Source organism: Brevibacillus formosus (genome assembly GCF_003013405.1).
GTDB lineage: Bacteria > Bacillota > Bacilli > Brevibacillales > Brevibacillaceae > Brevibacillus > Brevibacillus formosus.
Genome location: NZ_PXZL01000001.1, coordinates 1 through 24,494 on the forward strand (window position 1 = coordinate 1; position 24,494 = coordinate 24,494).

Annotated in this window: 27 protein-coding genes and 12 tRNA genes; 36 read left to right on the plus strand and 3 right to left on the minus strand. The window is 48.2% G+C overall.

The window, feature by feature from the left end; genetic code table 11:
- Positions 1-79: 79 nt before the first annotated feature.
- The 12 genes from C7R91_RS00005 to C7R91_RS00060 all read left to right on the plus strand — a co-directional run bounded on the left by C7R91_RS00005 (position 80) and on the right by C7R91_RS00060 (position 1,455).
- Positions 80-155: transfer RNA gene (locus C7R91_RS00005), tRNA-Val, on the plus strand.
- A 78-nt stretch (positions 156-233) separates the two neighbouring features.
- A tRNA-Met gene (locus C7R91_RS00010) sits at positions 234-310 on the plus strand.
- Positions 311-387: 77 nt separating this feature from the next.
- Positions 388-464: transfer RNA gene (locus tag C7R91_RS00015), tRNA-Asp, on the plus strand.
- A 100-nt stretch (positions 465-564) separates the two neighbouring features.
- Positions 565-640, plus strand: a tRNA-Thr gene (locus C7R91_RS00020).
- Positions 641-647: 7 nt separating this feature from the next.
- Positions 648-732, plus strand: a tRNA-Tyr gene (locus C7R91_RS00025).
- Positions 733-740: 8 nt separating this feature from the next.
- A tRNA-Lys gene (locus C7R91_RS00030) sits at positions 741-816 on the plus strand.
- Positions 817-881: 65 nt separating this feature from the next.
- Positions 882-968: transfer RNA gene (locus tag C7R91_RS00035), tRNA-Leu, on the plus strand.
- Positions 969-987: 19 nt separating this feature from the next.
- Positions 988-1,063: transfer RNA gene (locus tag C7R91_RS00040), tRNA-Gly, on the plus strand.
- Positions 1,064-1,069: 6 nt separating this feature from the next.
- Positions 1,070-1,143, plus strand: a tRNA-Arg gene (locus tag C7R91_RS00045).
- Positions 1,144-1,177: 34 nt separating this feature from the next.
- Positions 1,178-1,254: transfer RNA gene (locus C7R91_RS00050), tRNA-Pro, on the plus strand.
- A gap of 25 nt (positions 1,255-1,279) precedes the next feature.
- Positions 1,280-1,367: transfer RNA gene (locus C7R91_RS00055), tRNA-Leu, on the plus strand.
- 14 nt (positions 1,368-1,381) lie between these two features.
- Positions 1,382-1,455 (plus strand) — tRNA-Gly (locus tag C7R91_RS00060).
- Between the two features lie 292 nt (positions 1,456-1,747).
- Here C7R91_RS00060 and C7R91_RS00065 read toward each other — a convergent pair.
- Complete coding sequence (locus C7R91_RS00065; protein WP_047068582.1) at positions 1,748-2,914, minus strand: sensor histidine kinase; 1,167 nt, start codon at positions 2,912-2,914, stop codon at positions 1,748-1,750.
- A 213-nt stretch (positions 2,915-3,127) separates the two neighbouring features.
- Here C7R91_RS00065 and C7R91_RS00070 point away from each other — a divergent pair, with 213 nt between their 5' ends.
- From C7R91_RS00070 to ytfJ, 13 genes are all read left to right on the plus strand, one after another.
- A complete protein-coding gene (locus C7R91_RS00070; RefSeq protein WP_047068581.1) occupies positions 3,128-3,778 on the plus strand; it encodes a TerC family protein in 651 nt (216 codons plus the stop codon).
- Between the two features lie 75 nt (positions 3,779-3,853).
- Entirely contained in the window at positions 3,854-4,438 is a 585-nt protein-coding gene (locus C7R91_RS00075) for a YkoP family protein (protein ID WP_047068580.1), read from the plus strand.
- Positions 4,438-5,568 carry an MGDG synthase family glycosyltransferase gene (locus tag C7R91_RS00080; RefSeq protein WP_047068579.1) on the plus strand — a complete coding sequence of 377 codons (1,131 nt, stop codon included), beginning with the start codon at positions 4,438-4,440 and terminating at the stop codon, positions 5,566-5,568. The genes C7R91_RS00075 and C7R91_RS00080 overlap by 1 nt, the downstream gene beginning before the upstream one ends.
- 79 nt (positions 5,569-5,647) lie before the next feature.
- Positions 5,648-5,854, plus strand: coding sequence for an alpha/beta-type small acid-soluble spore protein (locus tag C7R91_RS00085; protein WP_047068578.1), 207 nt, complete (start codon positions 5,648-5,650; stop codon positions 5,852-5,854).
- A gap of 151 nt (positions 5,855-6,005) precedes the next feature.
- Entirely contained in the window at positions 6,006-6,212 is a 207-nt protein-coding gene (locus C7R91_RS00090) for a DUF1657 domain-containing protein (RefSeq protein ID WP_007717150.1), read from the plus strand.
- Between the two features lie 82 nt (positions 6,213-6,294).
- Positions 6,295-7,155, plus strand: a complete 861-nt coding sequence (locus tag C7R91_RS00095) for a DUF421 domain-containing protein (RefSeq protein WP_047068577.1) — start codon at positions 6,295-6,297, stop codon at positions 7,153-7,155.
- Between the two features lie 15 nt (positions 7,156-7,170).
- Positions 7,171-7,644, plus strand: a complete 474-nt coding sequence (gene spoVAC, locus C7R91_RS00100) for a stage V sporulation protein AC (protein ID WP_047068576.1) — start codon at positions 7,171-7,173, stop codon at positions 7,642-7,644.
- Positions 7,645-7,647: 3 nt separating this feature from the next.
- Positions 7,648-8,652 carry a stage V sporulation protein AD gene (gene spoVAD, locus C7R91_RS00105; protein WP_047068575.1) on the plus strand — a complete coding sequence of 335 codons (1,005 nt, stop codon included), beginning with the start codon at positions 7,648-7,650 and terminating at the stop codon, positions 8,650-8,652.
- A gap of 16 nt (positions 8,653-8,668) precedes the next feature.
- Entirely contained in the window at positions 8,669-9,019 is a 351-nt protein-coding gene (gene spoVAE, locus C7R91_RS00110; protein WP_047068574.1) for a stage V sporulation protein AE, read from the plus strand.
- A gap of 94 nt (positions 9,020-9,113) precedes the next feature.
- Positions 9,114-9,761, plus strand: coding sequence for a spore cortex-lytic enzyme (gene sleB, locus C7R91_RS00115; protein ID WP_047068573.1), 648 nt, complete (start codon positions 9,114-9,116; stop codon positions 9,759-9,761).
- Positions 9,762-9,915: 154 nt separating this feature from the next.
- Positions 9,916-10,884, plus strand: coding sequence for an S-layer homology domain-containing protein (locus tag C7R91_RS00120; RefSeq protein WP_047068572.1), 969 nt, complete (start codon positions 9,916-9,918; stop codon positions 10,882-10,884).
- A gap of 67 nt (positions 10,885-10,951) precedes the next feature.
- Complete coding sequence (locus C7R91_RS00125) at positions 10,952-11,611, plus strand: DUF2953 domain-containing protein (RefSeq protein WP_047068571.1); 660 nt, start codon at positions 10,952-10,954, stop codon at positions 11,609-11,611.
- A 108-nt stretch (positions 11,612-11,719) separates the two neighbouring features.
- Complete coding sequence (gene ytfJ, locus C7R91_RS00130; RefSeq protein ID WP_047068570.1) at positions 11,720-12,202, plus strand: GerW family sporulation protein; 483 nt, start codon at positions 11,720-11,722, stop codon at positions 12,200-12,202.
- A gap of 68 nt (positions 12,203-12,270) precedes the next feature.
- On the opposite strand, the gene C7R91_RS00135 is transcribed toward ytfJ, so the two are convergent.
- Positions 12,271-12,957 (minus strand): hypothetical protein, encoded by a 687-nt coding sequence (locus C7R91_RS00135; protein WP_047068569.1) that lies wholly within the window; start codon positions 12,955-12,957, stop codon positions 12,271-12,273.
- Between the two features lie 73 nt (positions 12,958-13,030).
- Positions 13,031-16,477, minus strand: a complete 3,447-nt coding sequence (gene pyc, locus C7R91_RS00140) for a pyruvate carboxylase (protein WP_047068568.1) — start codon at positions 16,475-16,477, stop codon at positions 13,031-13,033.
- A 112-nt stretch (positions 16,478-16,589) separates the two neighbouring features.
- Here pyc and C7R91_RS00145 point away from each other — a divergent pair, with 112 nt between their 5' ends.
- The 11 genes from C7R91_RS00145 (at position 16,590) to C7R91_RS00190 (ending at position 24,440) form a co-directional block, all read left to right on the plus strand.
- Positions 16,590-17,033, plus strand: a complete 444-nt coding sequence (locus tag C7R91_RS00145; RefSeq protein WP_047068567.1) for a gamma-glutamylcyclotransferase family protein — start codon at positions 16,590-16,592, stop codon at positions 17,031-17,033.
- Positions 17,034-17,082: 49 nt separating this feature from the next.
- On the plus strand, positions 17,083-17,616 hold the full coding sequence (locus tag C7R91_RS00150) for a hypothetical protein (protein WP_047068566.1): 534 nt from the start codon (positions 17,083-17,085) through the stop codon (positions 17,614-17,616).
- An 89-nt stretch (positions 17,617-17,705) separates the two neighbouring features.
- The gene (tpx, locus tag C7R91_RS00155; protein WP_015892342.1) at positions 17,706-18,227 is read left to right on the plus strand and encodes a thiol peroxidase; all 522 of its coding nucleotides are present in this window, start codon (positions 17,706-17,708) and stop codon (positions 18,225-18,227) included.
- A 178-nt stretch (positions 18,228-18,405) separates the two neighbouring features.
- Positions 18,406-19,035, plus strand: a complete 630-nt coding sequence (locus tag C7R91_RS00160) for a TetR/AcrR family transcriptional regulator (protein ID WP_047068565.1) — start codon at positions 18,406-18,408, stop codon at positions 19,033-19,035.
- 7 nt (positions 19,036-19,042) lie between these two features.
- A complete protein-coding gene (locus tag C7R91_RS00165; RefSeq protein WP_047068564.1) occupies positions 19,043-19,747 on the plus strand; it encodes an MBL fold metallo-hydrolase in 705 nt (234 codons plus the stop codon).
- Positions 19,748-19,820: 73 nt separating this feature from the next.
- Positions 19,821-19,949: a hypothetical protein gene (locus C7R91_RS29595; RefSeq protein WP_255322470.1), complete on the plus strand. Its 129-nt coding sequence runs from the start codon at positions 19,821-19,823 to the stop codon at positions 19,947-19,949.
- A 21-nt stretch (positions 19,950-19,970) separates the two neighbouring features.
- Positions 19,971-20,300, plus strand: coding sequence for a hypothetical protein (locus C7R91_RS00170; protein ID WP_236697809.1), 330 nt, complete (start codon positions 19,971-19,973; stop codon positions 20,298-20,300).
- Positions 20,301-20,385: 85 nt separating this feature from the next.
- The gene (locus tag C7R91_RS00175) at positions 20,386-21,306 is read left to right on the plus strand and encodes an RluA family pseudouridine synthase (protein WP_047068563.1); all 921 of its coding nucleotides are present in this window, start codon (positions 20,386-20,388) and stop codon (positions 21,304-21,306) included.
- A gap of 390 nt (positions 21,307-21,696) precedes the next feature.
- Positions 21,697-22,614: a fumarylacetoacetate hydrolase family protein gene (locus C7R91_RS00180; protein WP_047068562.1), complete on the plus strand. Its 918-nt coding sequence runs from the start codon at positions 21,697-21,699 to the stop codon at positions 22,612-22,614.
- Positions 22,615-22,639: 25 nt separating this feature from the next.
- The gene (locus tag C7R91_RS00185; RefSeq protein WP_047068561.1) at positions 22,640-23,800 is read left to right on the plus strand and encodes a homogentisate 1,2-dioxygenase; all 1,161 of its coding nucleotides are present in this window, start codon (positions 22,640-22,642) and stop codon (positions 23,798-23,800) included.
- 19 nt (positions 23,801-23,819) lie between these two features.
- Positions 23,820-24,440, plus strand: a complete 621-nt coding sequence (locus C7R91_RS00190) for a flavin reductase family protein (RefSeq protein WP_047068560.1) — start codon at positions 23,820-23,822, stop codon at positions 24,438-24,440.
- Positions 24,441-24,494: the final 54 nt, after the last annotated feature.

Here is a 24,494-nt window from a genome sequence, read left to right on the forward strand (position 1 = left end):
GCAGCCTTTCACGCTGTCATACAGGGGTTCGAATCCCCTACGGGTCACCTAGAAAAATCCCTACATTAGTAGGTGATTTGGAGGCTTAGCTCAGCTGGGAGAGCATCTGCCTTACAAGCAGAGGGTCGGCGGTTCGATCCCGTCAGCCTCCACCACTTATATTAAAGGGCAAGGAAGGTCAGCTAAAGGCGCCACGTCCTGTGGCAACACTGACACTCAGTCGTCCTGACTATCGCGGGATGGAGCAGCTCGGTAGCTCGTCGGGCTCATAACCCGAAGGTCGCAGGTTCAAATCCTGCTCCCGCAACCAAATTTTCTACTTGCTCTACATCGAGTAATCTTCTTGATCAAGTAGGATCGGAGTGCCCATTGGGTGCAACCAAACATGGAGCTGTGGTGAAGTTGGAGTTCACGCCGGTCTGTCACACCGGAGGTCGCGGGTTCGAGTCCCGTCAGCTCCGCCATCTTTCTTAACGAGATGGCATAGTTCATAAAAATGAAAAAGGTTTAACGGAATAAAAAAACGTTGATTTTTCATGAAAGATATGCCATAATTAAAGATGTGCCGGTATAGCTCAATTGGTAGAGCACCTGACTTGTAATCAGGGGGTTGTGGGTTCAAGTCCTATTGCCGGCACCATGAAATTGGGGAGATAGTGAAGTGGCTAAACACGGCAGACTGTAAATCTGCTCCCTCCGGGTTCGGCGGTTCGAATCCGTCTCTCCCCACCATTTTTCATGAGCCATTAGCTCAGTTGGTAGAGCATCTGACTTTTAATCAGAGGGTCGAAGGTTCGAGTCCTTCATGGCTCACCAGTTTTTATAAACCCGAAAAGTGAAGGTCAGCTTGTTAACAGCTCTGGCTACTTGGATGGGAAAATGCGGTCGTGGCGGAATTGGCAGACGCGCTAGATTCAGGTTCTAGTGGTGGCAACACCGTGGAGGTTCAAGTCCTCTCGACCGCACCAATCAACTTCTTCTTACAATGCGGACGTAGCTCAATTGGTAGAGCGTCGCCTTGCCAAGGCGAAGGTCGAGGGTTCGAGACCCTTCGTCCGCTCCATAACATGTGCCCTTAGCTCAGCTGGATAGAGCGTTTGACTACGAATCAAAAGGTCGGGAGTTCGAATCTCTCAGGGCACGCTTCTTTACTACAAAAGTGAAGATGATAATATGTCGGGAAGTAGCTCAGCTTGGTAGAGTACTTGGCTTGGGACCAAGGGGTCGCAGGTTCGAATCCTGTCTTCCCGACCATGATTTGCCCACGTTTTACAGGTTTGCCGGGGTGGCGGAATGGGCAGACGCAACAGACTTAAAATCTGTCGGGAGTTTCTCCCGTACCGGTTCAAGTCCGGTCCTCGGCACCAGCATCTATTTTGATGCGGGTGTAGTTCAATGGTAGAACTCCAGCCTTCCAAGCTGGTCGCGTGGGTTCGATTCCCATCACCCGCTCCATACATAAAGCAGAGAGCCAACAGGTTCTCTGTTTTTTTTGTGTCTAGGAAAGCTGGCCTATTTTTACTTGGGGCAAAAGTATGAAGGCTTATCCAACAGTTGAATAGATAAGCCTTTGTTCAATACAGGTATAAAAGTTTGTCGAAAGCTGTCTGACGTTTTCTATGGTAGCAACATATGTTTTCGTGTACAGTAAAACTAAGGTCGCTTACCGATGAAATTGGTAACGGATCTCTTGCCTTGCCTCCTGCATTGTCAGGGGGCTTTTTTGCGTAATTCAAAAAAGAGAGACCTAGAGAGCTTCCATTCTCGGTCCGACTTCCTGGGCATTTGCAATCGGCAGAGAAACGATAAAGCGTGTGCGTTTTTCATTGGAATCACAATGGATCGTGCCTTGATGCTTTTCGATAATATTTTTGCAGATGGACAAGCCAATACCCGTCCCATTTTGTTTAGTCGTAAAGAATGGTTGGAATAGATTTTCCACGATCTCGGGTGAAATCCTTTCGCCGTTGTTTTCCACACTCAAATAGAGCCATCCATCTGAAGAAGTGGAAATGACATGAATATACTTGTCTGTACGATTTTGCACGGCGTCAATGGCATTGTTTAATAGATTGACGACAACTTGCTTCAGGCCTTCTTCATAACATGCGAGTGAGCAGGGGTGGATTTGTTTTTCAAAACGTATGTTTTCTCCCACTAGGCGAGGCGTAATCAGCATCTCTACTTCTTCAAGCAGTTCTTCTACTTGAACGGTTTTAAAAATTTCATCGAGAATTGGTTTTTTGGAAAAGCTGAGGAACCCGGTCAGTTGCCGATGTAAATTCTCAAACTCATGCATGACGACTTGGATATACGTCTGAAGCTGGGCCTGTTCCTGTGTAGACTCGCCGATCAGCTTCAGGAACCCTTCAATGGCGCACAAAGGATTACGTAGCTCATGAGCCATATTGGCGGCAATTTTTCCGAGCATGGTCAGTTTGTCGTTATGCAAATAGGAGATCGTCTCTTCCTTCTGGACCAGCTCTTTATTCATCATTTGTTCAAAGTGATAAACAGCCCAGAAGACACTTTCATCCATGGCCTTGCCCAGTTGGCTTTCCAAATAGTGCATTTCTTGTGAGGAGAGGGACCATCTCTGTAATTCTGGTTGGAGAACCCGCCAGAATACATTCCGGTACAATTGATATGTGCGCAAAATGGAGGAGAAGGGGAATTCCTGCGAACGAAGCCACTCTCCCATATCTAATGCCCAAGTCTGCATGTCATGATCTACATCCTCAACTAGATAGCGAGCCAAGAGCACTGTTCGTTTTTCTGCAAAATCGCGAGGAATGGTTACGGGAATTTCCATGCTGCGAACAATTTCTTGCAGCCATATTGTGGTGATACTTGGTGTTAAGTCTAAAATCTTTCTAGAAACGTCATAAAGGTTTAGCGTCACGGTCTCCACCATCTCTTATCCACCCCATTAAAATCGTAAGGGAAAATGCCTAATTTAGACAAGGTATAATTAGCCTGATTTCGCAATAAAATGTATTTTTTTCGGAAGTTTTTATCTACAAAATCCGCTGAAAACCGCCTTTTTTCGGAAAAATATTCAATCATGAGTCCGATTCTAGTCGCATAAAGTAGAATGGACGAACTTTATTGGACCAGGGAGGCAGGGATGGGCGAGTATTTTTGGCTGGGTCTTGTACACATCTTCATGATCGATCTGGTATTAAGCAGTGACAATGCTGTGGTCATAGGTATGGCCTGCCGCGGACTCCCTCAACAGGAGAGAAAACGGGCGATTTTATATGGGACATTGGGTGCAATCGTCTTGCGAATTGTTTTAACGGGAATGACTACCTGGATGTTGGATATTCCTCTCGTGAAGGCGATCGGGGGATTATTATTGCTATGGATCGCGTGTAAGCTGATGCTGGGCGAGAATGAAGAACTCGCAGACGTATCGCACAATCAGACAATTGGTCAGGCAGTCAGGACTATCATAGTAGCAGATTTTGTCATGAGTTTGGACAATGTTTTGGCAGTTGGTGGAGCAGCACATGGCGATTTATGGTTAGTTTTGCTGGGGTTAGCAATGAGCATTCCATTATTAATGTGGGGAAGTGTGTGGATTGCCCGCATGATGAATCGTTTTCCCAGTATGGTCATCATTGGTGGCGGAATTCTTACTTTTACAGCAGTTGATATGTGTCTTCAGGATCCGTATGTCTGGAAGTGGGTGAATCCTTTGCTTCTCAACCATATGTGGTTGCCCGTATTTGCTGCTGTAGTGGTCATGTTTTGGGGGCGGATGAAAAGGACGTGAAACGGTGATGAGGATTGTACATTCTTGGGCATACTATGCTCAATGAAAACATAGCGGGAAAGGAACTTTTTCGACATGAATACAAGCCTCTTGATGCTATGGGGATACTGGGATGAAATCTACCAGCGCTGCACCAGACTTACCTATATTGAGAAAGGGAAAAATATATTTCGGGTTGTCGTTTTACGCTATCGGGGAGAGCCACTCGTTACTACTGATAATTGCATCATTCATGAAGGGGATTTGATCTTAAAGCTACATATACACAATTATTACTTTGCTACCCTGTGCAAAGAAGTAAAGGATGAACTGCGCGTGGCACTTCTCTTGCGTAGACATATCCTCCAGTCACTGCCGCAGCTAGCCACGTTCCTGAATTCCATGGAAAATAAAGATCAAATAAAAGGGATAGTGGGAACGACCATGCTGCACAAAGGGGTAACACCTTTGGGTTTCTCGATTTCTGATGTACCCATGTCCTGGTTTTTTCGATACAAGCGATGGTACTTGCGTCTCATGCTCAGATTCGTGCATCCCAATGGAAAGCAACGATTGCAATCATGGAATCATGAAATGCCCTTAAAGCGCGTCTATATGTCCAAGGAATTATTACTCAATCGATATGCTGAGGGCAAGCAGCCTCTAGGAGAGTCCTACTAATGGCAAAGCGGTTTCTGTTAGTAACAGAGGAATGGGCAGGGAGTGGCCATCGGATGGCTGCCGAAGCTTTGCAAGAAGCTTTAATGGAAAAGGAGGGGGCACGATCGGCGCGAGTGGTGGGAGGGCTGAAAACCGCCAGTCCAAGCTTACGTGTGCTCTCTCATTTTTTTTATCGCAATATGCTGCGCTACGGTCAACCAGTATGGCAACGCATCTATGAACAGGAAGAATTGCTGGGCAGAGTATTGACCAAAGCACTGGGATGGTGGCTATCCCCAAGATTAACCAACCAACTATTGCAAGAAGAGAAACCAGATGTCGTCATCGCTACGCATGCATACTGCTTGTCCGCATTGGCAGAAGCGAAGAGAAGGGTATCCAAGCCTTTCCAGCTCGTTTGTGTGCCCACGGACTATCATATAAATCGGTTTTGGGTTCATCCAGCAATTGATGCGTACATGGTAGCACATGAGCAAATTGCGCAAATTCTAATCGATCGCTATGGGGTTGCCCCTGAAAAAATCCATGTTTATGGCATTCCAGTTCGTCCTGCTTTTACTACAGCGCTGCATACCGACAAAGCGGCTTTGAAAAAACAGCTTGGACTCGTGCCAGATCAATTCACCGTGCTGATTGGTGGGGGAGAAGGCGGTTATGGTGGAGTGGAGCAGGTCGTACGAGAGTTGCTGTTGGAAGAGCAACCATTGCAGATCGTAGTCGTAACAGGGAAGAATGCAAGCCTGTACAGACGACTGGCGGACTTGCTAGGTACGGAGGCCACCTGTCATCGTTTTATATTGAAAGGGTTTGAACCGCAAATGTGGCAGTGGATTGGAGCAGCAGACGCCTATATAACGAAGCCAGGTGGTATTTCGTGCGCGGAGTCACTTGCCCTTAAGACACCGCTCATTTTATTCCACCCATTGCCCGGACAAGAAAAGCATAATTGTTCGTTTTTACTCGAGCAACAAGCGGCGATCTTGGCTGAAACGCCGGTAGAAATCAAAGAGATCATCAGGTCATGGCGTCAGCCTGAGAAAAGGGATGCTTTTGCAGGAGGTTTGGACAAGCTGGGGCGACCGGAAGCAGCTCATCGAATTGCCCAGACTCTTCTCCAATTAACAGACTAAAATTGGAAGAAAAAAAGGACGCATGAACAAGCAAAACTTCACACATATTAAACTTACCAACGACGAGGAGGTGATATAGATGGCTAACAACAACAGCGGATCTCGTAACAACTTGCTGGTTCCTCAAGCAAACCAAGCTCTGGATCAACTGAAATACGAAATCGCATCCGAATTCGGCGTTCAGCTCGGAGCAGACACCACTTCCCGTCAAAACGGTTCAGTTGGAGGAGAGATTACAAAACGTCTTGTCTCCTTTGCTGAGCAACAATTGGCTGGACGTGGCTAATCTAATAAGCTGGATGAAGGGGAGGCACCTATGGTGTCTCTCTTTTTACGTTTCCATAAAAAGGTAATTATTGGCAGGTGAAAATCGGGGAGACTACCGCATTAAATAATGGGTGGAGGCGGATTCTATATGTGTTAGGAGGTGAGTGGATATGACAGTAGGAGCACAAGTAAAACAAACGCTTGCCAGCTTGAAAGGCGCACAAGCAGATTTTGAAACGTTTGCTCTTAGCACGCAAAACAAGAAAGCAAAGCAATTGTATTCGCAAGCAGCAGAGCAAACGCAATCCATTGTAGATAACCTCCAGCAGCGTGTAACGGAGCTGGAAAAGGAAGAACCACAGTTTAAGGGATTCTAGGAAGTGTTGGGAAAGGGAGAGGGACTCCCTCTCTCTTGGTTTTACTATCTATAAAAATCACCTCAGGTGATGGAGGTGGCTTATGCCTGATTGGTTAAATATCACGTTGCGTGCTGTTGGTGCAGTTGCGTACTTATTTTTACTGACGAAGATCATTGGGAAAAGGCAAATCAAGCAACTTACATACATCGAATATATCGTCGGCATCAGCATCGGCTCGATTGCGGCCTTCATGGCAACCGAAATGGATGGACCGATCTATCATAGTTTGATCGCCATGGGTGTTTTTGCGCTCTTCCCTGTAGTAATGGAGTGGCTTTCACTCAAAAGCAAGTTTCTCCGTGACTTTTTTGAAAGCAAATCAACGGTTCTCATCAAGGAAGGCAAAATTTTGGAAGACAATCTGAAAAAGGAACGATTGACCGCGGAAGACTTAATGGAACAATTACGCGTCAAAAATGTGTTCCGAGTAGCCGATGTAGAGTTTGCGTTAATGGAAACAAGCGGGGAAATCAGTGTCCTATTAAAATCAGAGAGTCAGCCGGTAACACCCAAACACCTTGAATTGAAGGTGGCTCCTTCGGAAGAAAATCAAGTGGTCATTATGGATGGGGTGATCATGGACGAGCCCCTGGCAACAGCAGGTCTGAATCGCAGATGGGTTCGCACGGAGCTGCAAAAAGCGGGAGTGGCTCTGGAAAATGTTTTCCTCGGGCAAGTAGACAAAGGTGGAGAGCTCTATCTCGACCTCTATGACGATAAACTGATGGTTCCTGGGGCCCAAGCCATGAAGCTGGCTTTTGCTACATTGAAAAAATGTCAGGCGGATCTGGAGCTGTACGCACTTAGTACAAAAAATGAACAAATGAAACGTACCTACCAAACCGATTCGGAACAGCTACAACAGATTATTGATCAAGTGAAACCGTTCATGATGCGGTAAAAAGGAGTGGGTGACATGGCAGATCAAAAAAAGAAAAAGCTGACTCCCGTCCAGCAAGAGTATCAGCAATTGGCAAAGACGCACGAGCCTCCGCGACCGCTTTTGCGTAATTTTATACGGGCATTTTTAGTGGGTGGCGGTATTTGTATGATCGGACAAGGGATACAAGAAATGTTCATTTACTACTTCGATTTTACGGAGAAAACCGCTGGGAATCCTACAGCGGCTGTCTTGATCATTCTTTCTGCTCTCTTGACCGGTCTAGGACTATATGACCGGATTGCCCAGTGGGCTGGAGCAGGTACGAGTGTGCCGGTTACGGGTTTTGCCAACTCGATTGCATCTGCGGCCATCGAGCATCGCAGCGAAGGATTTGTGTTGGGGGTCGGCGGTAACATGTTCAAGCTCGCGGGGTCTGTGATTGTGTTTGGAGTGGCGGCGGCATTCGTCGTTGGCTTGATCAAAACATTGTTTACGATGGGAGGCTGACGGATGCGCCAAGGTCATCAGTCTTGGGTCTTTCCTTTAAAACCTGTCATTCTCGGGCATGCTGCCATTGGTGGGCCTTTTGAGGCTAAGGGACCGTTAGCCGAAGACTTTGATATCTTGCACGGAGACTTGAATCTCGGACAAGACAGCTGGGAAAAGGCGGAGAAAGTCCTGCTGGAAGAAGCGTGCTCGAAAGCGGTGGAGAAAGCGGGGCTCACGAAAGAGCAAATCAACTTTATGCTTGCCGGGGATTTAATGAACCAGATCATATCTGCCAGCTTTTCGGCCCGGACGCTTTCGATTCCATTTCTGGGGATTTTCGGAGCGTGCTCAACAGCGATGGAAGGACTGGCCTTGGCTGCTCTCATGGTGAATAGTCAAGCTGCTGAATACGTTTTGGCTGGTACCTCCAGTCACAATGGGGCTGCGGAAAAGCAATATCGTTATCCAACCGAGTACGGCTCACAGAAGCCCCCAACGGCACAATGGACCGTGACAGGAGCAGGGGCTGCTGTTGTAGCTAGTCAGGGTAAGGGGTTGCGGATTACGGGTGCCACCATCGGGCATGTCGTCGATATGGGATTGACAGACCCATTCAATATGGGAGCAGCAATGGCGCCAGCCGCATTATCCACGATTGAGTCGCATTTCCGTGACTTTCAGCTCCCTCACGACCATTACGATTTGATCGTGACAGGCGATTTAGGACGAACGGGCCATGCCATTTTATCTGATCTGCTGCCCAAGCATCACATGCACATCCCATTAGAGCGTTACATCGATTGCGGAAAGCTCATTTATGGAGAAAATCCGAATGTATGGTCAGGTGGTAGCGGATGTGGCTGTATCGCTACAGTGACATACGGGCATCTGCTTCGGCGGATGAAGCAAGGAGAATGGAAGCGAATCTTGCTGATTGCCACGGGAGCCCTTTTATCTCCGTTGACCTTCCAGCAGGGAGAAAGCATTCCTTGCATCGCCCATGCCGTGGCTGTTGAGTCGGAGTAATTTGGAGAGTGATACCATGATGTTTTTGTGGGCGTTTCTCGTAGGAGGAACGATTTGTTTAATTGGTCAATTTCTCATGGATGTAGTCAAGCTCACACCTGCCCATACGATGTCCTCTCTTGTTGTCACTGGAGCAGTGCTAGATGGACTCGGTCTATACGAACCACTGGTTAATTTTGCCGGAGCAGGAGCGACAGTACCGATAACGAGCTTTGGAAATGCACTGGTGCACGGGGCAATGGCGGAGGCCGAGCAGCATGGAGTCATTGGCATAATAACTGGCATTTTTGAAGTGACAAGTGCAGGGATTTCGGCTGCCATCGTCTTTGGATTTATCACGGCAGTCTTGTTCCGACCAAAAGGATAATGGCAGGTACATGTTGCCACTTGTGCCAAAATACTTGAATTGAACCTACTTTCGCCAACTTGTAGAATGGGTTGGGTAAAGGAGGGTACAATATATGTGGTGGAGCAAGAAAGCAGTAACAACCTTGCTTGCTGCCTTTATGGCTGTAGCGTTTATTTTCCCGGCCGACTCCCTGGCAGCTACACAGATTCAGCGTGGTAGTGTGAACGGGGATGTATGGGATTTGCAGTATCGTTTGCAAATGCTGGGTTACTACAACGGCAACATGGATGGCATTTACGGAGCAAATACAACAAAGGCCGTCAGACAGTTTCAAAAAGCATACGGACTTCGCATTGACGGTATCACTGGTCCAAATACATGGCGCGTTCTTAAGAAAGTGTCGGTAAATAAAGCGGAAATGCAGATGCTGGCGCAGCTAGTCTATTCTGAAGCGCGCGGAGAGCCTTATGAAGGCCAAGTAGCTGTGGCTGCGGTCGCGTTGAACCGTATCCAGTCCAAAAAATTTCCCAATACACTTGCGGGTGTCATCTTTGAGCCATTAGCGTTTACCGCTGTAGATGATGGACAATTCTGGATGACTCCTAACAAGACTGCTTATCAGGCAGCTTGGGATGCCGTACGAGGATGGGACCCGACAAACAATTCTCTATACTACTTTAACCCTGTTACGGCAACTTCCAAGTGGATTTGGTCTCGACCACAAGTGAAAAAGATCGGCAAACACATTTTTGCCAAGTAATCATTGTAGTACATGCAGCCCTTAAAACAGCCTTCGTTATGATGCTGTTCGAGGGCTTTCCTTTTGACTGGAAACTATTGTTCATTGTTTTTGCAAAATAGTTCGATAAAATGATACGAAAGGATTCGCGCATATTTCCCCATGGAGGTTGATGATGAAGAAACGGATGATCCTTGCCTCGCTGGCAGCCTTTTTGCTCATAGGTACACCAGTTGTCGAGGCAGAAACAACTCACATGAACGAAACACCTTATGTAGACATTAGCGGCCATTGGGCAAAACAAGAAATCAATCAACTATACATAGCCGACGTAATTGGTCAAAACGAATATTTTCGACCTGATGACAACGTGACATTGGGTGAACTGCTCACGATGTTTGTGAATGCCAAAGGAATTGAGCCCCTTGGCAATAAGCAATCTTCCTTTGCGGACGTACCAGCAAACAGCTGGCTGTCGTCCTATGCGGAGACAGCCTATCGACTGGGAATTGTCCATGGGCAAAAGCAGGGGAATCACCTGTACTTACATCCGAATGCCCCAGTAAAAAGAGCAGAGCTCGCCTCTATTCTAGTAAGAACGATGGGGGACAGCGGAGCAGTCAATAACTTAAAGTGGTCTACGACGATCCAGACATTAAACGAATACTCGGATGGGAACAACGTGAACGAGAAAGAGCAACGCCCACTTGTTTACGCTGTGCAAAACGGGTTAATGGGTGCCTATGAGGACGGTACATTAAAGCCGAACAAGTATATGACGAGAGCCGAAGCAGCTACATACGCGGCCCTTCACTTGCTTCCGAGCAAGCCTAGAACATCAAAAGCCCTCGCAAACGGTACACCTTTTCGTCAGGAATTAACGGTACAGACGACTGCTTACAGCTACTCGAACGACAAGATTCTGTCGTATCTGGAGTATCCACTGCGCGAAGGGGTTGTAGCGGTTGATCCAAATGTCATCCCGCTTGGTACACACTTGTACATCGATGGCTACGGCTATGCAGTGGCAGCTGATATCGGTGGTGCGGTAAAGCAACGCCATGTGGATTTGTATCTTCCGACGGTGAATGAAGCCGAAAATCACGGTTTGCAAAAAGGCGTCAAAGTATACGTACTTGATTAATAAAAATGCTGAACATATTTCCTGCTCTTTCCACTCATACTAACGTGGAAGGGGTGGGATTTTTTTTATGGTTTGGGTGTTCGTTGGCTTGCTTGTTCTATTCATTTTGGTAATCATAACACCAGTACAGGTGACGTGCTTTTACAGTCGCGAGGGCAATAATGATCATTTGGAGATAACGATTACAGCTTGGGGTGTTATTCGAAGGAAATACGATATTCCCGTTCTCCTCTTGAAATTGACAGAAGCAGGACCAGAGCTGGTAGCGAAAGAGGAAACGATACAGCAAGGAAGAAAGGTTCGGGAGAGGGTCAAAGATTTTACGCGGAGGCAAGTAAAGAAATGGTATCAAAATTATCGTGAGTTGCTGGAAAAAGTGCGCGATTTGATGCCGTTGGTAAAGGAGCTGTTTAGACGAATTCGCTGTACGCATTTCGAATGGCATACATTGCTTGGCACAGGGCAGGCAGCAGAAACAGGTGCTTTGACAGGCTTAATCTGGGGAGTAAAAAGCATGATTGTCGGCGTAATATCAAACGCCATTTCATTGCGAGCTATGCCAGCGATGAGTGTACAGCCTGTTTGGAATCAGCCACTTTTACATACCAAAGTGCATTTTGTGCTGCATTTTTATTTGGGTCATTTCCTTTTCTCTGGGCTAAAAGTAATTCTGCGGGTTCGAAAAAGCAAGCAGCGAAAATGGCAAGCTGCGCCTACGCGTGCCTAAACACAAAAGTGACAGCATGAATATTTATTCCCTTATGCAAGGTACATGCTCCGGATTTGTTGGGGGAATGATAAAACATGACACAGACAGGAAGGAGGAACGACAAATATGGCAGACCACCCGATTCAAGGCCTCATGAGAACAGCGATGGAAAATCTCAAACAAATGGTGGACGTGAATACAATCATTGGTGATCCGGTTGAGACACCTGACGGTAGTGTCATTCTTCCAATCTCCAAGGTAGGATTTGGTTTCGCGGCCGGGGGTAGTGAGTTCCAATACGATCACCATCATAATGGGCACCAACACCATCAGCAGCATGAACATACTGGTCACCCGTTTGGCGGGGGGAGTGGTGGCGGTGTCTCCATCACACCTGTAGCTTTTTTGGTCGTTGGCAAACAAGGAATTCGTTCGATTCCGCTTGAAAATACGACCCATCTCTATGACCGGATTTTGGATTCTGTTCCGCAAATCGTGGATAAAGTTCAGGGGATGTTTACCAAATCGGATGAACCTCCTGTTTATTCCAATACGATTATTGCCAGGGCAGAAGAACAAGATTTGGAAGACCTTATGGATCGAAAATAAGGAAAGCACAAAACAGGTATGCCTCATACAAGGGGCATACCTGTTTTTTTGGTAGAAGGTATATGGCATTACCAGAGTTCGTTTACATACAAGCCTGTTTTTGCAACATGCTGATAATGAAGGCTCGAGCTGGAGGAGGCGATATAAGGATGGAGAGCCATCGCTTCCTCGTAGTAACGTGAAAAGGAGCCAAGGGGTTTGCTTTGCAATCCCAATGTGCCAGCTCTGAATGCTTGGGCTACACTCTCCATTGTATTTGTAAAGTCCACATAGTGGGTCTGCACGGCCTCCAACCATTTCTCATCGTCCATTTCCAGTTGTCCATCTGGTAACAGCTTGAGTCCAAACGTTTGGAGTTTTTCCTCTGCGTCTTTAGCCACCTGAGCGAATGCATCCAGCTTTTGCGTCGTCAAGATATCTGCTTTTTCTGCAAGAAATAGCTGCAGGCGATTGTATTTACTTACTAACGAGTATGTGCGTTCATGTAATCGCTCAATGTCAGGGCCAGTCTCGTCATCTTTCCCCGCATCAATAAATTCCCGAGCACTCTTCTCCAAATCTGAGGAAAAGCGGTAGAGACGCGATAAGGAATCGGAAAGCTCCGTTGTCCATTGCTGCTGACGAGTGTAGAACGGCTGCAAATTATAACGAAAGATCGGATTGACTGGTGTGCTTAATTTTGCATGAAGCATATGGGAATGATAGCGGCCGACCCGCTGCGTAAATGGAACGTGGCTGACTCGATTCGTTTTCATGTCGGTCACCTCCTCACAAACAAATGGAATGAATCCCCAGGAACAATTTACTATCTCCTATTATAGACGATGCCTACTCCATTTCAATGAGCAGATCGCCAGTTTGAATGGCTTCGCCTGCTTTCACATAGACGGCTTTAATTTTTCCGTCGAGCGGGGCCTGAATCGTCGTTTCCATTTTCATAGCTTCACTCACCAAAAGATGCTCGCCTTTACGCACCTTGTCACCTTCTGCTACAAGCACCTTGAGCACTTTTCCTGGCATGGAGGCACCGAGGTGGGCAGGGTTTTGCGCTTCTGCTTTTCGGCGGATCAGTTCAGAGACTTTTGCAGCCTGGTCACGGATGAAAATTTCGCGTGGCTGTCCGTTCAGTTCAAAATAGATGATGCGACGGCCATCTGGATGAAGCTCACCAACTGCAACTAGCTTGATAATCAGCGTTTTACCGCGCTCGATCGTAATGGCAGTTTCCTCACCCGGACGCAATCCGTAGAAAAATGTTCCCGTATTCAATACCGACAGGTCACCGTATTCCTTCAGGCGTTGTTCAAATTGCAAATAGACTTGCGGATACATGATATAGGACAGGACGTCTAAATGACTGGGCTCACGTCCGATTTTGGCTTCCAGCTCAGCAGCAACTTGCGAAAAGTCAATGGGTGCGAGCAATTCGCCAGGACGTGCAGTAAAGGCATCGCGACCTTTGAGTACGAGCTCCTGCAGCTTCTTCGGGAATCCGCCTGGCGGTTGGCCAAGATACCCTTGGAAAAATTGAATAACGGAATCCGGAAAATCGAGGCGTGTGCCTTTCTCCCAAATGTTTTCCTCATTCAAATTGTTTTGAACCATGAACAGTGCCATATCACCGACGACCTTGGAAGACGGCGTCACTTTTACGATGTCGCCACACATTTGATTGACGACAGCATACATGTGCTTTACTTCGTCCCAACGACCTTCCAGACCAACCGCTTTGGCTTGCTGTTCCAGATTGGTGTATTGTCCGCCTGGCATTTCGTGAACGTACACCTCCGTGTTGCTCGCTTTCATGCCGCTTTCAAAGCCTTGGTAGTACGGACGTACATCCTCCCAGTAATCAGACAGCTTGTTGAATGATTCAAGAGATAAACCAGTCTCACGCTCCGTGTGGGCAAGGCTCGCGATTAACCCGTTCAAGCTTGGCTGGGAAGTGAGTCCAGACATGGAACTGACGCAAGCATCGACGATATCCACGCCGGCTTCGATCGCTTTCAGAAGCATGGCCCCAGCGTTTCCTGACGTATCGTGAGTGTGCAGATGGATCGGAATGCTGATTTCTTGTTTTAAAGCAGAGACGAGCGAATAAGCAGCATAAGGCTTCAAAAGACCTGCCATATCCTTGATCGCGAGAATATGGGCACCTGCTTTTTCCAATTCCTTCGCCAGATTGACGTAGTAGGCCAGACTGTACTTGGTCTTGGTCGGGTCCAGAATATCTCCGGTGTAGCAAATCGCTGCCTCGGCCACCTTGCCGGATTCACGTACGGCTTCGATGGCTGTTTGCATCCCAGGAAGCCAGTTCAAGCTGTCAAAGATCCGGAAGACATCAATGCCATTTTCAGCAGATGCTTTGACGAAGGCGTGAATGACATTATCCGGGTAATTGGTGTAGCCTACGCCATTTGCTCCGCGCAAGAGCATTTGGAACAGGACATTCGGTATGCGCTGGCGAAGAATTTGCAGCCGCTCCCAGGGAGATTCCTGTAAAAAGCGCATTGTCGTGTCAAAGGTGGCGCCACCCCACATCTCCAGCGAGAAGAGGCCAGAACCGAGCTTGCCTGTCGCCTCTGCAATGGAGGCGAGATCGTAGGTGCGCACACGTGTAGCAAACAAAGACTGGTGGGCATCGCGGAAAGTTGTGTCTGTGACGAGCACCTGCTTCTGCGCCTGAATCCAGCGTACCAGACCGTCGGGACCTTCTGTGTCCAGAATTTGCTTCGTACCGTCCGGATATGGCTGGGTAAATGGTGTCCGCGGGATACGAGGCGAGTCGAAGTGCGGCTTTTTCTCCGATTTAGGGAGACCGGGATATCCGTTGACAATCGTGTCTCCGATATAAGATAGTAACTTGGTACCCCGGTCCTGACGGCCAGGGAAGATGAACAGCTCTGGTTTGGTGTCAATAAACGACGTATCGTAGTTGCCACTTAAAAAATCAGGATGTGTCACGACATTTTCCAAAAACGGCAGGTTCGTTTTCACGCCACGAATACGGAACTCACGCAAAGTTCGCAGCATTTTGCGAGCCGCTTGATCGAAGCTCGTGCCATACGTGGAGATTTTGACTAGTAGCGAGTCATAAAACGGTGTAATGATCGCGCCTGGATAACCATTGCCTCCATCCAGCCTTACGCCGAAGCCTCCACCGGAACGCCAGGCGGATAAGCGGCCGGCATCTGGCAGGAAGTTGTTTTCAGCGTCTTCTGTTGTGACACGGCACTGGATGGCAAAACCACTCATCTGGATGGCGCTCTGCGCTCGGATGCCAATTTCCTCATCGGAGAGTGCATGACCTTCGGCTACACGAATCTGCGACTGAACAATGTCGATTCCAGTGATGAGCTCCGTGATGGTATGCTCTACCTGAATGCGTGGGTTGACTTCTATAAAATAAAAACGCTTGTCCGGCGTTAACAAAAATTCGACAGTACCAGCGTTCGAATAGCCGGCTTTTTTCATGAGAGTGAGAGCAGCCTGGCAAATATCTTCACGCAGCTTGTCATCCAGCGATAGGCTCGGTGCTACTTCGACCACTTTTTGATGGCGGCGTTGAACAGAGCAATCGCGCTCATACAGATGAACGATGTTTCCGTGGTTGTCACCGAGAATTTGGACCTCGATGTGTTTGGGTTGTTCCAAGTATCGCTCCAAATACACCTTGGCATTGCCGAAGGAAGAGCGGGCTTCGGAACGGGCACGATCTAACGAATCTTGCAATTCCTCCTGACTGCGGACGATACGCATGCCACGGCCTCCACCGCCAGATACGCCTTTAATAATGATGGGGTAGCCGTATTCTTTGGCAAAGAGAAGCGCTTCTTGGAGTGTTTCGATTGGCTCGGGAGTGCCTGGAATCACCGGGATTCCCGCTTCAATCGCAAGACGGCGGGCTTCTACCTTGTCCCCGAATTTGTCGATCAGCTCAGGGGATGGTCCAATGAAAATGATGCCTTCCTCTTGGCAACGCTTTGCAAAATCTGCATTCTCAGCAAGAAATCCGTAGCCTGGGTGAATGGCATCGATATCGTTGCGCTTGGCAATTTCGATAATGCTTTCAATATCGAGGTAAGCCTCAATAGGCCCTTTTCCCGCTCCGACCAAGTATGACTCGTCAGCCTTGAAGCGATGGATAGAAACGTTGTCCTGCTCGGAGTATACAGCTACCGTACGTATGCCGAGTTCCGTTGCGGCACGGAAGATCCGAATGGCGATCTCACCGCGGTTTGCTACCAGTAGGCGATTGATTTTTCTCTTTTTCATGATTCTCTCCCCCTTACGTCTCGGAAAAAAGACGTATTAAAATTATATATAGAACAAATATACAAAATTTTCGCGACACAAGACACCACTTTTTTGGAGCACAGGAGGATAGATGAGCATGAATAATCAGAACGACAAGCTGCCTGTATTTGTGTACGGCACACTTTTGGCGGGCTTTGGAAATCATAGGAATTACGTGAAACCGTATAAGCATGTGTCAACACCTGCGACGATTCAAGGTGAGATCTATCATTTGCCGGCAGGCTATCCGGGATTGCTGAAGGGAGTGCAGGAGGTCGTGGGGGAGATCGTCACGTTTGCCCCTGATGTGTACGAGCAAGCACTAGCTGGACTGGACGAGCTGGAGACGTACTATGGTGAGGGTGATCCGCGCAATGAATATGAACGGATCATCGTGCCAGCTACCATAGAAGGAACAGGTCAGGTCGTGAACGTCTACGTTTATCGTTATTTGGATCAAGATCTGGTCAAGCGAACAGGGGTGCACATTCCGCATGGGAATTGGCGACGCTACATGCAGGAGCTGCCTGAATAGCCCGTACTAGTTTTGCTAAAACTGGTAGGGAAAAGGAGGGAGCCCTGCCATGGAATTACTTCATTGTGAACCTGCACAAATCTGGCGTTACCTGATTCCGCAAAATCACTGGATGTTTCCCGACGAGGTTCCAGAAGATGAACTGATCTTTCATTATCGCGACCATATTTATTTTGTAAACAATGACGGCTCAGTTTTGTCTATGCCACAGCCTGCTTGCTTCGAAACGCTGGATATGGGGACCTTGCTGGAGTATCTGGCAACATCGGACGACACCATTGATTTTGACGATGAAGGAGAATTCGACTACGGCCATGTCTTAAAGCGTATGGGCTATATCGTGCCAGTCAGGGACAAGCGGGAAAAAGCCACGTATCAAATTGAGATTATCAACACAGCATTGCCGAAAGCACATGGAACGCGGTACGAAATGAAGCAGGTTACCTTCGCTTTTGCCCTCTATCACGCGCTGATGCGCTGTCATGAGCTGAATGCAAAAACGGATTGGGAGTATGAGCATGAAGTGAAGCGAATCGCCGTGGTACAAGCCAAGCGAAGCGGAAAAGTGCAAGTGAATCTGTAATTTCTACTATTGGCATAGTGAAAAAAAGTGAATGATAGGTTATGATAATTGAGGTACATACTGAAAGATTTGGTGAGGAGGAAGAAATCATGACAACTGCTGTTGAGCGTCAAGGCGCATTTGTATTCAAAGGTGGTCCTGTAACACTGCTTGGTCCTGAAATCAAAGTAGGAGATACTGCTCCTAACTTTACTGTAGTAGGTGGCGATCTGTCCCCTGTAACTTTGGAAGATTCCAAAGGCACTGTTCGCATCATCTCCGTAATCCCTTCTATTGATACAGGCGTGTGCGATGCACAAACTCGCCGTTTCAACGAAGAGGCTGCGAAATTGGAAGGCGTTACTGTGCTGACAGTTTCCGTTGACCTGCCATTCGCACAAAACCGCTGGTGCGGTGCTGCTGGCATCGACAAGGTGAAAACTGTATCTGACCACAAAGACCTGAGCTTCGGTACAGCTTACGGCGTAGCGATCAAAGAATTCCGTCTCTTGTCTCGCGCTGTATTCGTAATCGATGCAAACGACAAAGTTGTACATGCTGAGTATGTGGCTGCTGCTGGTGAGCATCCAAACTACGAAGCTGCGATTGCTGCTGCACAAGCTGCGAAGTAAGCATTTTTCATAAGTAAGCTCCCTTTTTGTCCAAGTGACGAGAAGGGAGTTTTTTTATTTGCAACAAGTGGAAAAATAGTCTTGACGGAGTTAGTAACCAGTGGTTATATTATAACCAACGGTTACTAACCACTGGTTATAAAGTTTTTTCAATGAGTAAGGAGCTGAATATCACGCAATGGCAAGCAAACAAGAAATACGCTCAGAAGAAACGAAACGAGCCATTTTGACGGCGGCAGCAGACCTTTTCGCTACCCGAGGCTTTGAAACGGTATCCATCAGGGAAATCGCCAAAGCAGCTGGCTGTTCCCATACAACCCTCTATATTTATTTCAAGGACAAAGAAGCACTGCTTCATCATCTTTCCAAGGAACCTTTGCAAAGCTTGGCTCTGCAAATGGAAGAAACACTGTCCAAACAAGGAAGAACGCCAGAAGAGAACCTGCGTGAAATCAGCAGTAAGTTCATCCACTTTTGCTTGCGCAATCGAACGATGTATACCTTATTCTTCATGATCAAAGCCTCTCGGATCGATGTAGAGGAACCGGAAAAAGAATTGCAAACGCTGCGCAATCAATTGTTTGGTTTGTTGAGGCAGGCTGTAAGACGTTGCTTGCCAAGTGGCATAGAGGAAGAAAAAGCGCTCGCCCATGCACGGATTTACTTTTACACGCTGCATGGCATCGTCGGTACGTATACACATTCCGAAGAACCATTGGACAGCTTGATGGAAAGGCTAGCCCCTACATTTGCTCTAGCCGTAGATGTTTTTCTGGCAGGAAGTCAAAACATAATGAACAGGGAGTGACGAAGAAATGATAAGAGTGGAGCAAATTTCGGCGAACATTTGGTGTATCAGAGCGTGGTTGTTGATTCCTTTGCGGGTCTGGATTGTCAGAGAGGAGGATGGCGTAACGCTTGTCGATGCGGGGATGCCATTTATGACGAAACGGATTATGGCCTTTATCGAGCAGTTGAATGCAGGGCCACTCAAGCGAATAGTGCTGACGCATGGTCATTCGGATCACGTGGGAGCCGTTAAAAAAATTGCGGCGGCAGAATCCGTACCAGTCTTTGCCCATCGAATTGAGATTCCGTATATGGAAGGAAAAGAGCTGTATCCTCGTCGTAAAAAGCTGGAAGTAAACGTCCAGCCTGGCTTGGCTCAGCCTTTGCCAGAGGATGCCGAAGGGAATGTAGCTCCCATTGGTGGACTACAACCTTATCTGACACCCGGTCATTCTCCGGGGCATGTGGTGTATTATCACGAAAAGGATGGAGTGCTTTTGGCGGGAGACTTGTTTACTTCCAAACGCGGCGGATTGCATCGTCCCATGCCGATGTTTACGGCGGATATGGCTCAAGCACTCAAAAGCAGTTTGATCGTCCGCCAATTGCGACCACGCCATTTGGAAGTATGCCATGGTAAATCGATCCAAAATCCAGCAGAACAGCTCGATGATTATTTGAATGAGGTCTCTACTACTTTTTCGATTCCAACGAGTGTTTGGCAATCATAGGGCAATTCTCGACTGAGCCAAATTGTATGAAACGAATCTCCTTTTTCTCGCGTCATAGGTTTGAGGTGATTGGATGAAAAAGGTAGGATGGCTTGGTCAACTATTTCTGATAGCGACACTGTTACTGACGGGGTGTGGGAACGGATCGTCCACGCAAGGGACTGCGCAGCTTACGGAACCACCACAGCCAGTCATTGAATGAAGCGGAAAAACAGCTGCGACGGTGCCTGCATCTTCCTGCTGGAGCTATAATAACGAGGCGATCTGCAAGGATACGGCAGCACCACCAGAACTCGTCGCAGAGCATAAGCCTGCACCCCTGCAAGTAAAGCCGGGGGCAACGCTGACGGTTACTTTTGCCCAGCAGCCAACCGCAAATACGGTCAAGGTAACCCAATGGGACGGCGTGAAAGAAGTTGAGCAAGCAGTGGAAAACGGCAATCAGTGGAAGGCACCCGAACAGCCGGGCTGGTATTTGTTCGATGTTCGCGGTCAGTGGACGCAAGGCGATGCAGGTCATGCATTTGTCATCGAAGTGAAAGACAACATCTGATAGACAGCCCAGACGGTTATGGCCAAACAGCCATGATCGTTTTTTGCTATACTGAGGAGGAGGGAAGACTTAAAGGAGAGACAACATGCTAGAAGAATTAATTAGCTTCACGGTTGATGAGGCCGACGCAGGGCAAACCGTCCGAGAAGTGCTGCAAAAGCGGTATGGTGTATCGCGTCGCTTGCTCATACGTGCCAAGTTTAAAGGCTCCATTACACGGAATGGCGTCCTCGTATTTGTGAACGAAAAATTGCAAGCCGGCGATAAAATAGCAGTCATGGTTGAAGAAGAAGCGGAAGAGACCGTTTCCCCAGAGGACATGCCGCTCTCCATCCGTTACGAGGATGAGGATCTGATGGTCATCGCAAAGCCAGCGGGATTGGTCGTTCATCCGACAGGAAATCATCCCAGTGGAACGTTGGCAAACGGGATGATCGCTTATTGGAAAAAGCGTGGCGAGCACAGAAAGTTCCGAGCAGTGAACCGTTTGGATAAAGATACATCAGGCTTGATGATCGTGGCGAAAAATCAATGGGCGCATGAACAATTCAGCCGCATGCAGCAGATCAGGACGTTGCAGCGGACTTATCGGGCTATCGTTCAAGGAATCGTGGAGTCAGACGAAGGTACGATTGATGCGCCGATAGGCCTTGCGGAAAATTCGTTTATTACCAGACAGGTAAGGCCGGATGGGCAGACAGCTGTTACCCATTATCGTGTGCTTGCCCGAGGGGAAGGCATGAGTTTTGTCGAGGTGAAGCTGGAGACGGGGCGCACGCATCAGATTCGCGTACATATGAGCAGTGAAGGGCACCCACTTGCCGGAGATGATCTGTACGGGGGAGAACGGGAGCATATCGGCAGACAAGCTTTGCATGCATGGGGGCTATCCTTTGTCCATCCGCGCAGTGGTCTTGCGATGAGCTGGGAGGAGCCGCTGCCAAATGATATGGAGCAGCTAGTTGAACAATTTTTTCCTGATTATCCGGGTAAGGAAATGACCTAGGCGAAAAATTTCGTCATTTCCCTCTGGAAAGCTGTAAGCGTTTTCGATATGATAGAAGAAATACGTTACAAACATGGGAAACACAACAGAGAATAGCTGGCTGTCTGCGGGGGAAAATCCCGCAAAGATTTTTTTCAGTAGCAGACTAGACCCAGCTTGCGCCTGATGCCTGTTTCGGATCGTTTTGACAAAGAGGGCTTCCCTTTTTATTTGTCATGCACCGGAATTGCTTTGGGGGTGAGCTGGGTTTTCTTATAATATCGGAAAGCATACACCTCTTCGGGTTTCTTCCCGATATTACGGATAACATTCCGCTAATACGCGGTCGCTCATCCTTGAGCAAGCCTCGATATAGGTTTTCTTATTTGCCCAAGAGAAGGAGAGGGTTTCATGAAGCTGGTTTCCTATCGAGAAAAGGAAAGGGATGCTTGGCGAGCAGGGCTGGTGCGAGAAGGAAAAGTCAAAGATATTGCGCATGCTTGCCCGGGGGCGCCGAGTACAGTGCTAGGTTTGCTTGAGAAGTGGGCAAACTGGCTACCCGTTATCCAAACCGCATATGAGGCAGAGGAAGGCTGGGATTTGGAGCAAGTCGAGCTAGGCTCGCCACTTCCGCGTCCCGCCAGCTTTCGTGACTTTTACGCCTTCGAGGCTCATGTGAAGACAGCGCGAGCCAAACGCGGACTTCCGATGGTGCCCGAATGGTATCACTTCCCCGTCTTTTATTTTTCGAATGCAGCAGCTTTTACAGGGACGCAAGCGAATATTCGCAGACCAAAAGCAACCGAGTGGTTGGACTATGAGCTGGAAATTGCCTGCGTGATTGGAAAAGCAGGAATAAACATTCCAGTGGAACGAGCGGAAGAGCACATCGCTGGATATTGTATTTTAAACGACTGGAGCGCCCGGGATATACAACGGGAGGAGGTCAAGGTTGGCTTAGGGCCAGCCAAGGGCAAAGACTTCGCAACATCCATGGGGCCCTGGATGGTTACGCCGGAGGAGCTGGCGGATGTACGCATCACAGGCGAGAAGGGCAGCCGCTACGATCTGAAGATGGTGGCACGCATTAATGGTAGGGAGTATTCCAACGGAAACTTCAAAGACATTCACTATACATTCGCTGAAATGATTGCCCGTGCCTCGGAGGATTGCTCCTTGTATCCCGGAGATGTTATCGGATCGGGAACAGTAGGGACTGGCTGCATTTTGGAGCTGGGGACAGAGCAATATGCTTGGCTTGCGCCAGGTGATGTAGTGGAGCTAGAGGTGGAACGCCTCGGTGTGCTTCGCAATACGATTTGTGAATAGGGATGAAAAAAGGAGGAAGGAACGTATGGCTTTTTATCAACGAATGGGGGAAGTTCCAAAAAAGCGGCATACGACGTTTTACAAGCCGGATGGGGGATTGTACCGCGAGCAAGTGATGGGAACCAAAGGGTTTTCCGGGATTCAATCGATTTTGTATCACCACAATCCGCCAACACAAGTGAGGGAGACGCGTAAATACGCAGACGTCCGCTTGGAATATGTGGAGCAGGTTGATTTGAAGCATCAGCATTTTAAAACATTTGATGTTCAGCCGGGCGGAGACCCGATTTTCGGGCGTCGCTACATGCTGGGGAATAACGATGTCGTCATGGCCGTATGCGCACCTACAGAGCCGATGGATTACTTTTATCGTAATGCAGACGGGGATGAAGTCGTCTTTGTCCATCAAGGTGAGGGAGAGCTGCAAACAATTTTCGGTACACTCACTTACAAGCCGGGGGACTACCTCGTCATTCCGATCGGCACGACCTACCGGATTGTACCTTCTGTGCAGAGTCGTTTCCTCGTCATTGAGTCCCAGAATGAGATCGTGCCACCAAAGCGTTATCGCAACGAACACGGTCAATTGTTGGAACATTCGCCGTTTTGCGAAAGGGATATTCGTGTGCCGGAAAAATTGGTGACGCATGTGGAAAGCGGAGACTTCGAGGTGCGCGTCAAACGCCAGTCCGTGGTCTACAGCTACTTCTTTGATTTCCATCCGTTCGATGTCGTTGGCTGGGACGGTTATTTGTATCCGTATGCACTGAGTGTTCATGATTTTGAACCGATTACTGGACGCATTCATCAACCGCCACCTGTCCATCAAACCTTTGCTGGTCAAAACTTTGTCATCTGCTCATTCGTTCCGCGGATGTACGACTATCATCCGCAAGCGATCCCTGCGCCTTACTACCACAGTAATGTTGAAAGTGACGAGGTGTTATACTACGTAGATGGCAATTTTATGAGCAGAAAAGGCATTTACGAGGGATCTATTACCCTGCATCCAATGGGGATTCCTCACGGGCCGCATCCAGGTAAGGTAGAGGCGAGTATTGGGAAAAAAGAAACGCAAGAGCTAGCTGTCATGCTGGACACATTCCACCCACTTCACGTCACAAAGCAAGCGTTGGAAATTGAGGATGAGGCATACATGTCAAGCTGGTTGCCACCGCAGGAATAGGAAGAGGTGTAAAAACACAATGGAAATCGCCATTCACGAGATTGAACGGCAGGAAAAATACAAGCTCTTGATCGGATGTATCGTCCCACGGCCGATCGCTTGGGTCACCTCGCTAGGGGAGGGAGGAATCGTCAATGCCGCTCCTTTCAGCTATTTTAATGTCGCCAGCATTGAACCGATGATGGTTTCGGTTGCCGTCATGCGCAAGCCGGGGAGTGTCCCAAAGGATACGGCACGAAACATCATGCAAACGGGAGAATTCGTGGTCAATATGGTCGACGTACACAATGTGGAGGCGGTCAATCAGACTTCTGCTGATTATCCGCCTCAGATCAGTGAAGTCGAGGCATTGGGGCTGGAAGTCGCTCCATCTGTTCGCGTCAAGGTGCCGAGACTCCGTGCATCCCGCATCCATTTTGAGTGCAAGCTGCATCAGATTGTGGAATTAGGTAGTCCGACGACTTCGGATTTGATTATCGGGGAAGTGGTGCATGTACATGTAGCGGATGAGCTATATCATGCAGGACGTATTGATGCTACAGCGTTTGCACCCGTTAGCAGATTAGCGGGTCATACGTATGCGACGCTGGGCGAACAGTTTGATCGTCCCCGCCCCGTTTATGAGCCACCTGCCAAATGATCGATCTCCGTCCAGCGACGGAGGACAAATCCCTCTACGGACCATTTTACCGAA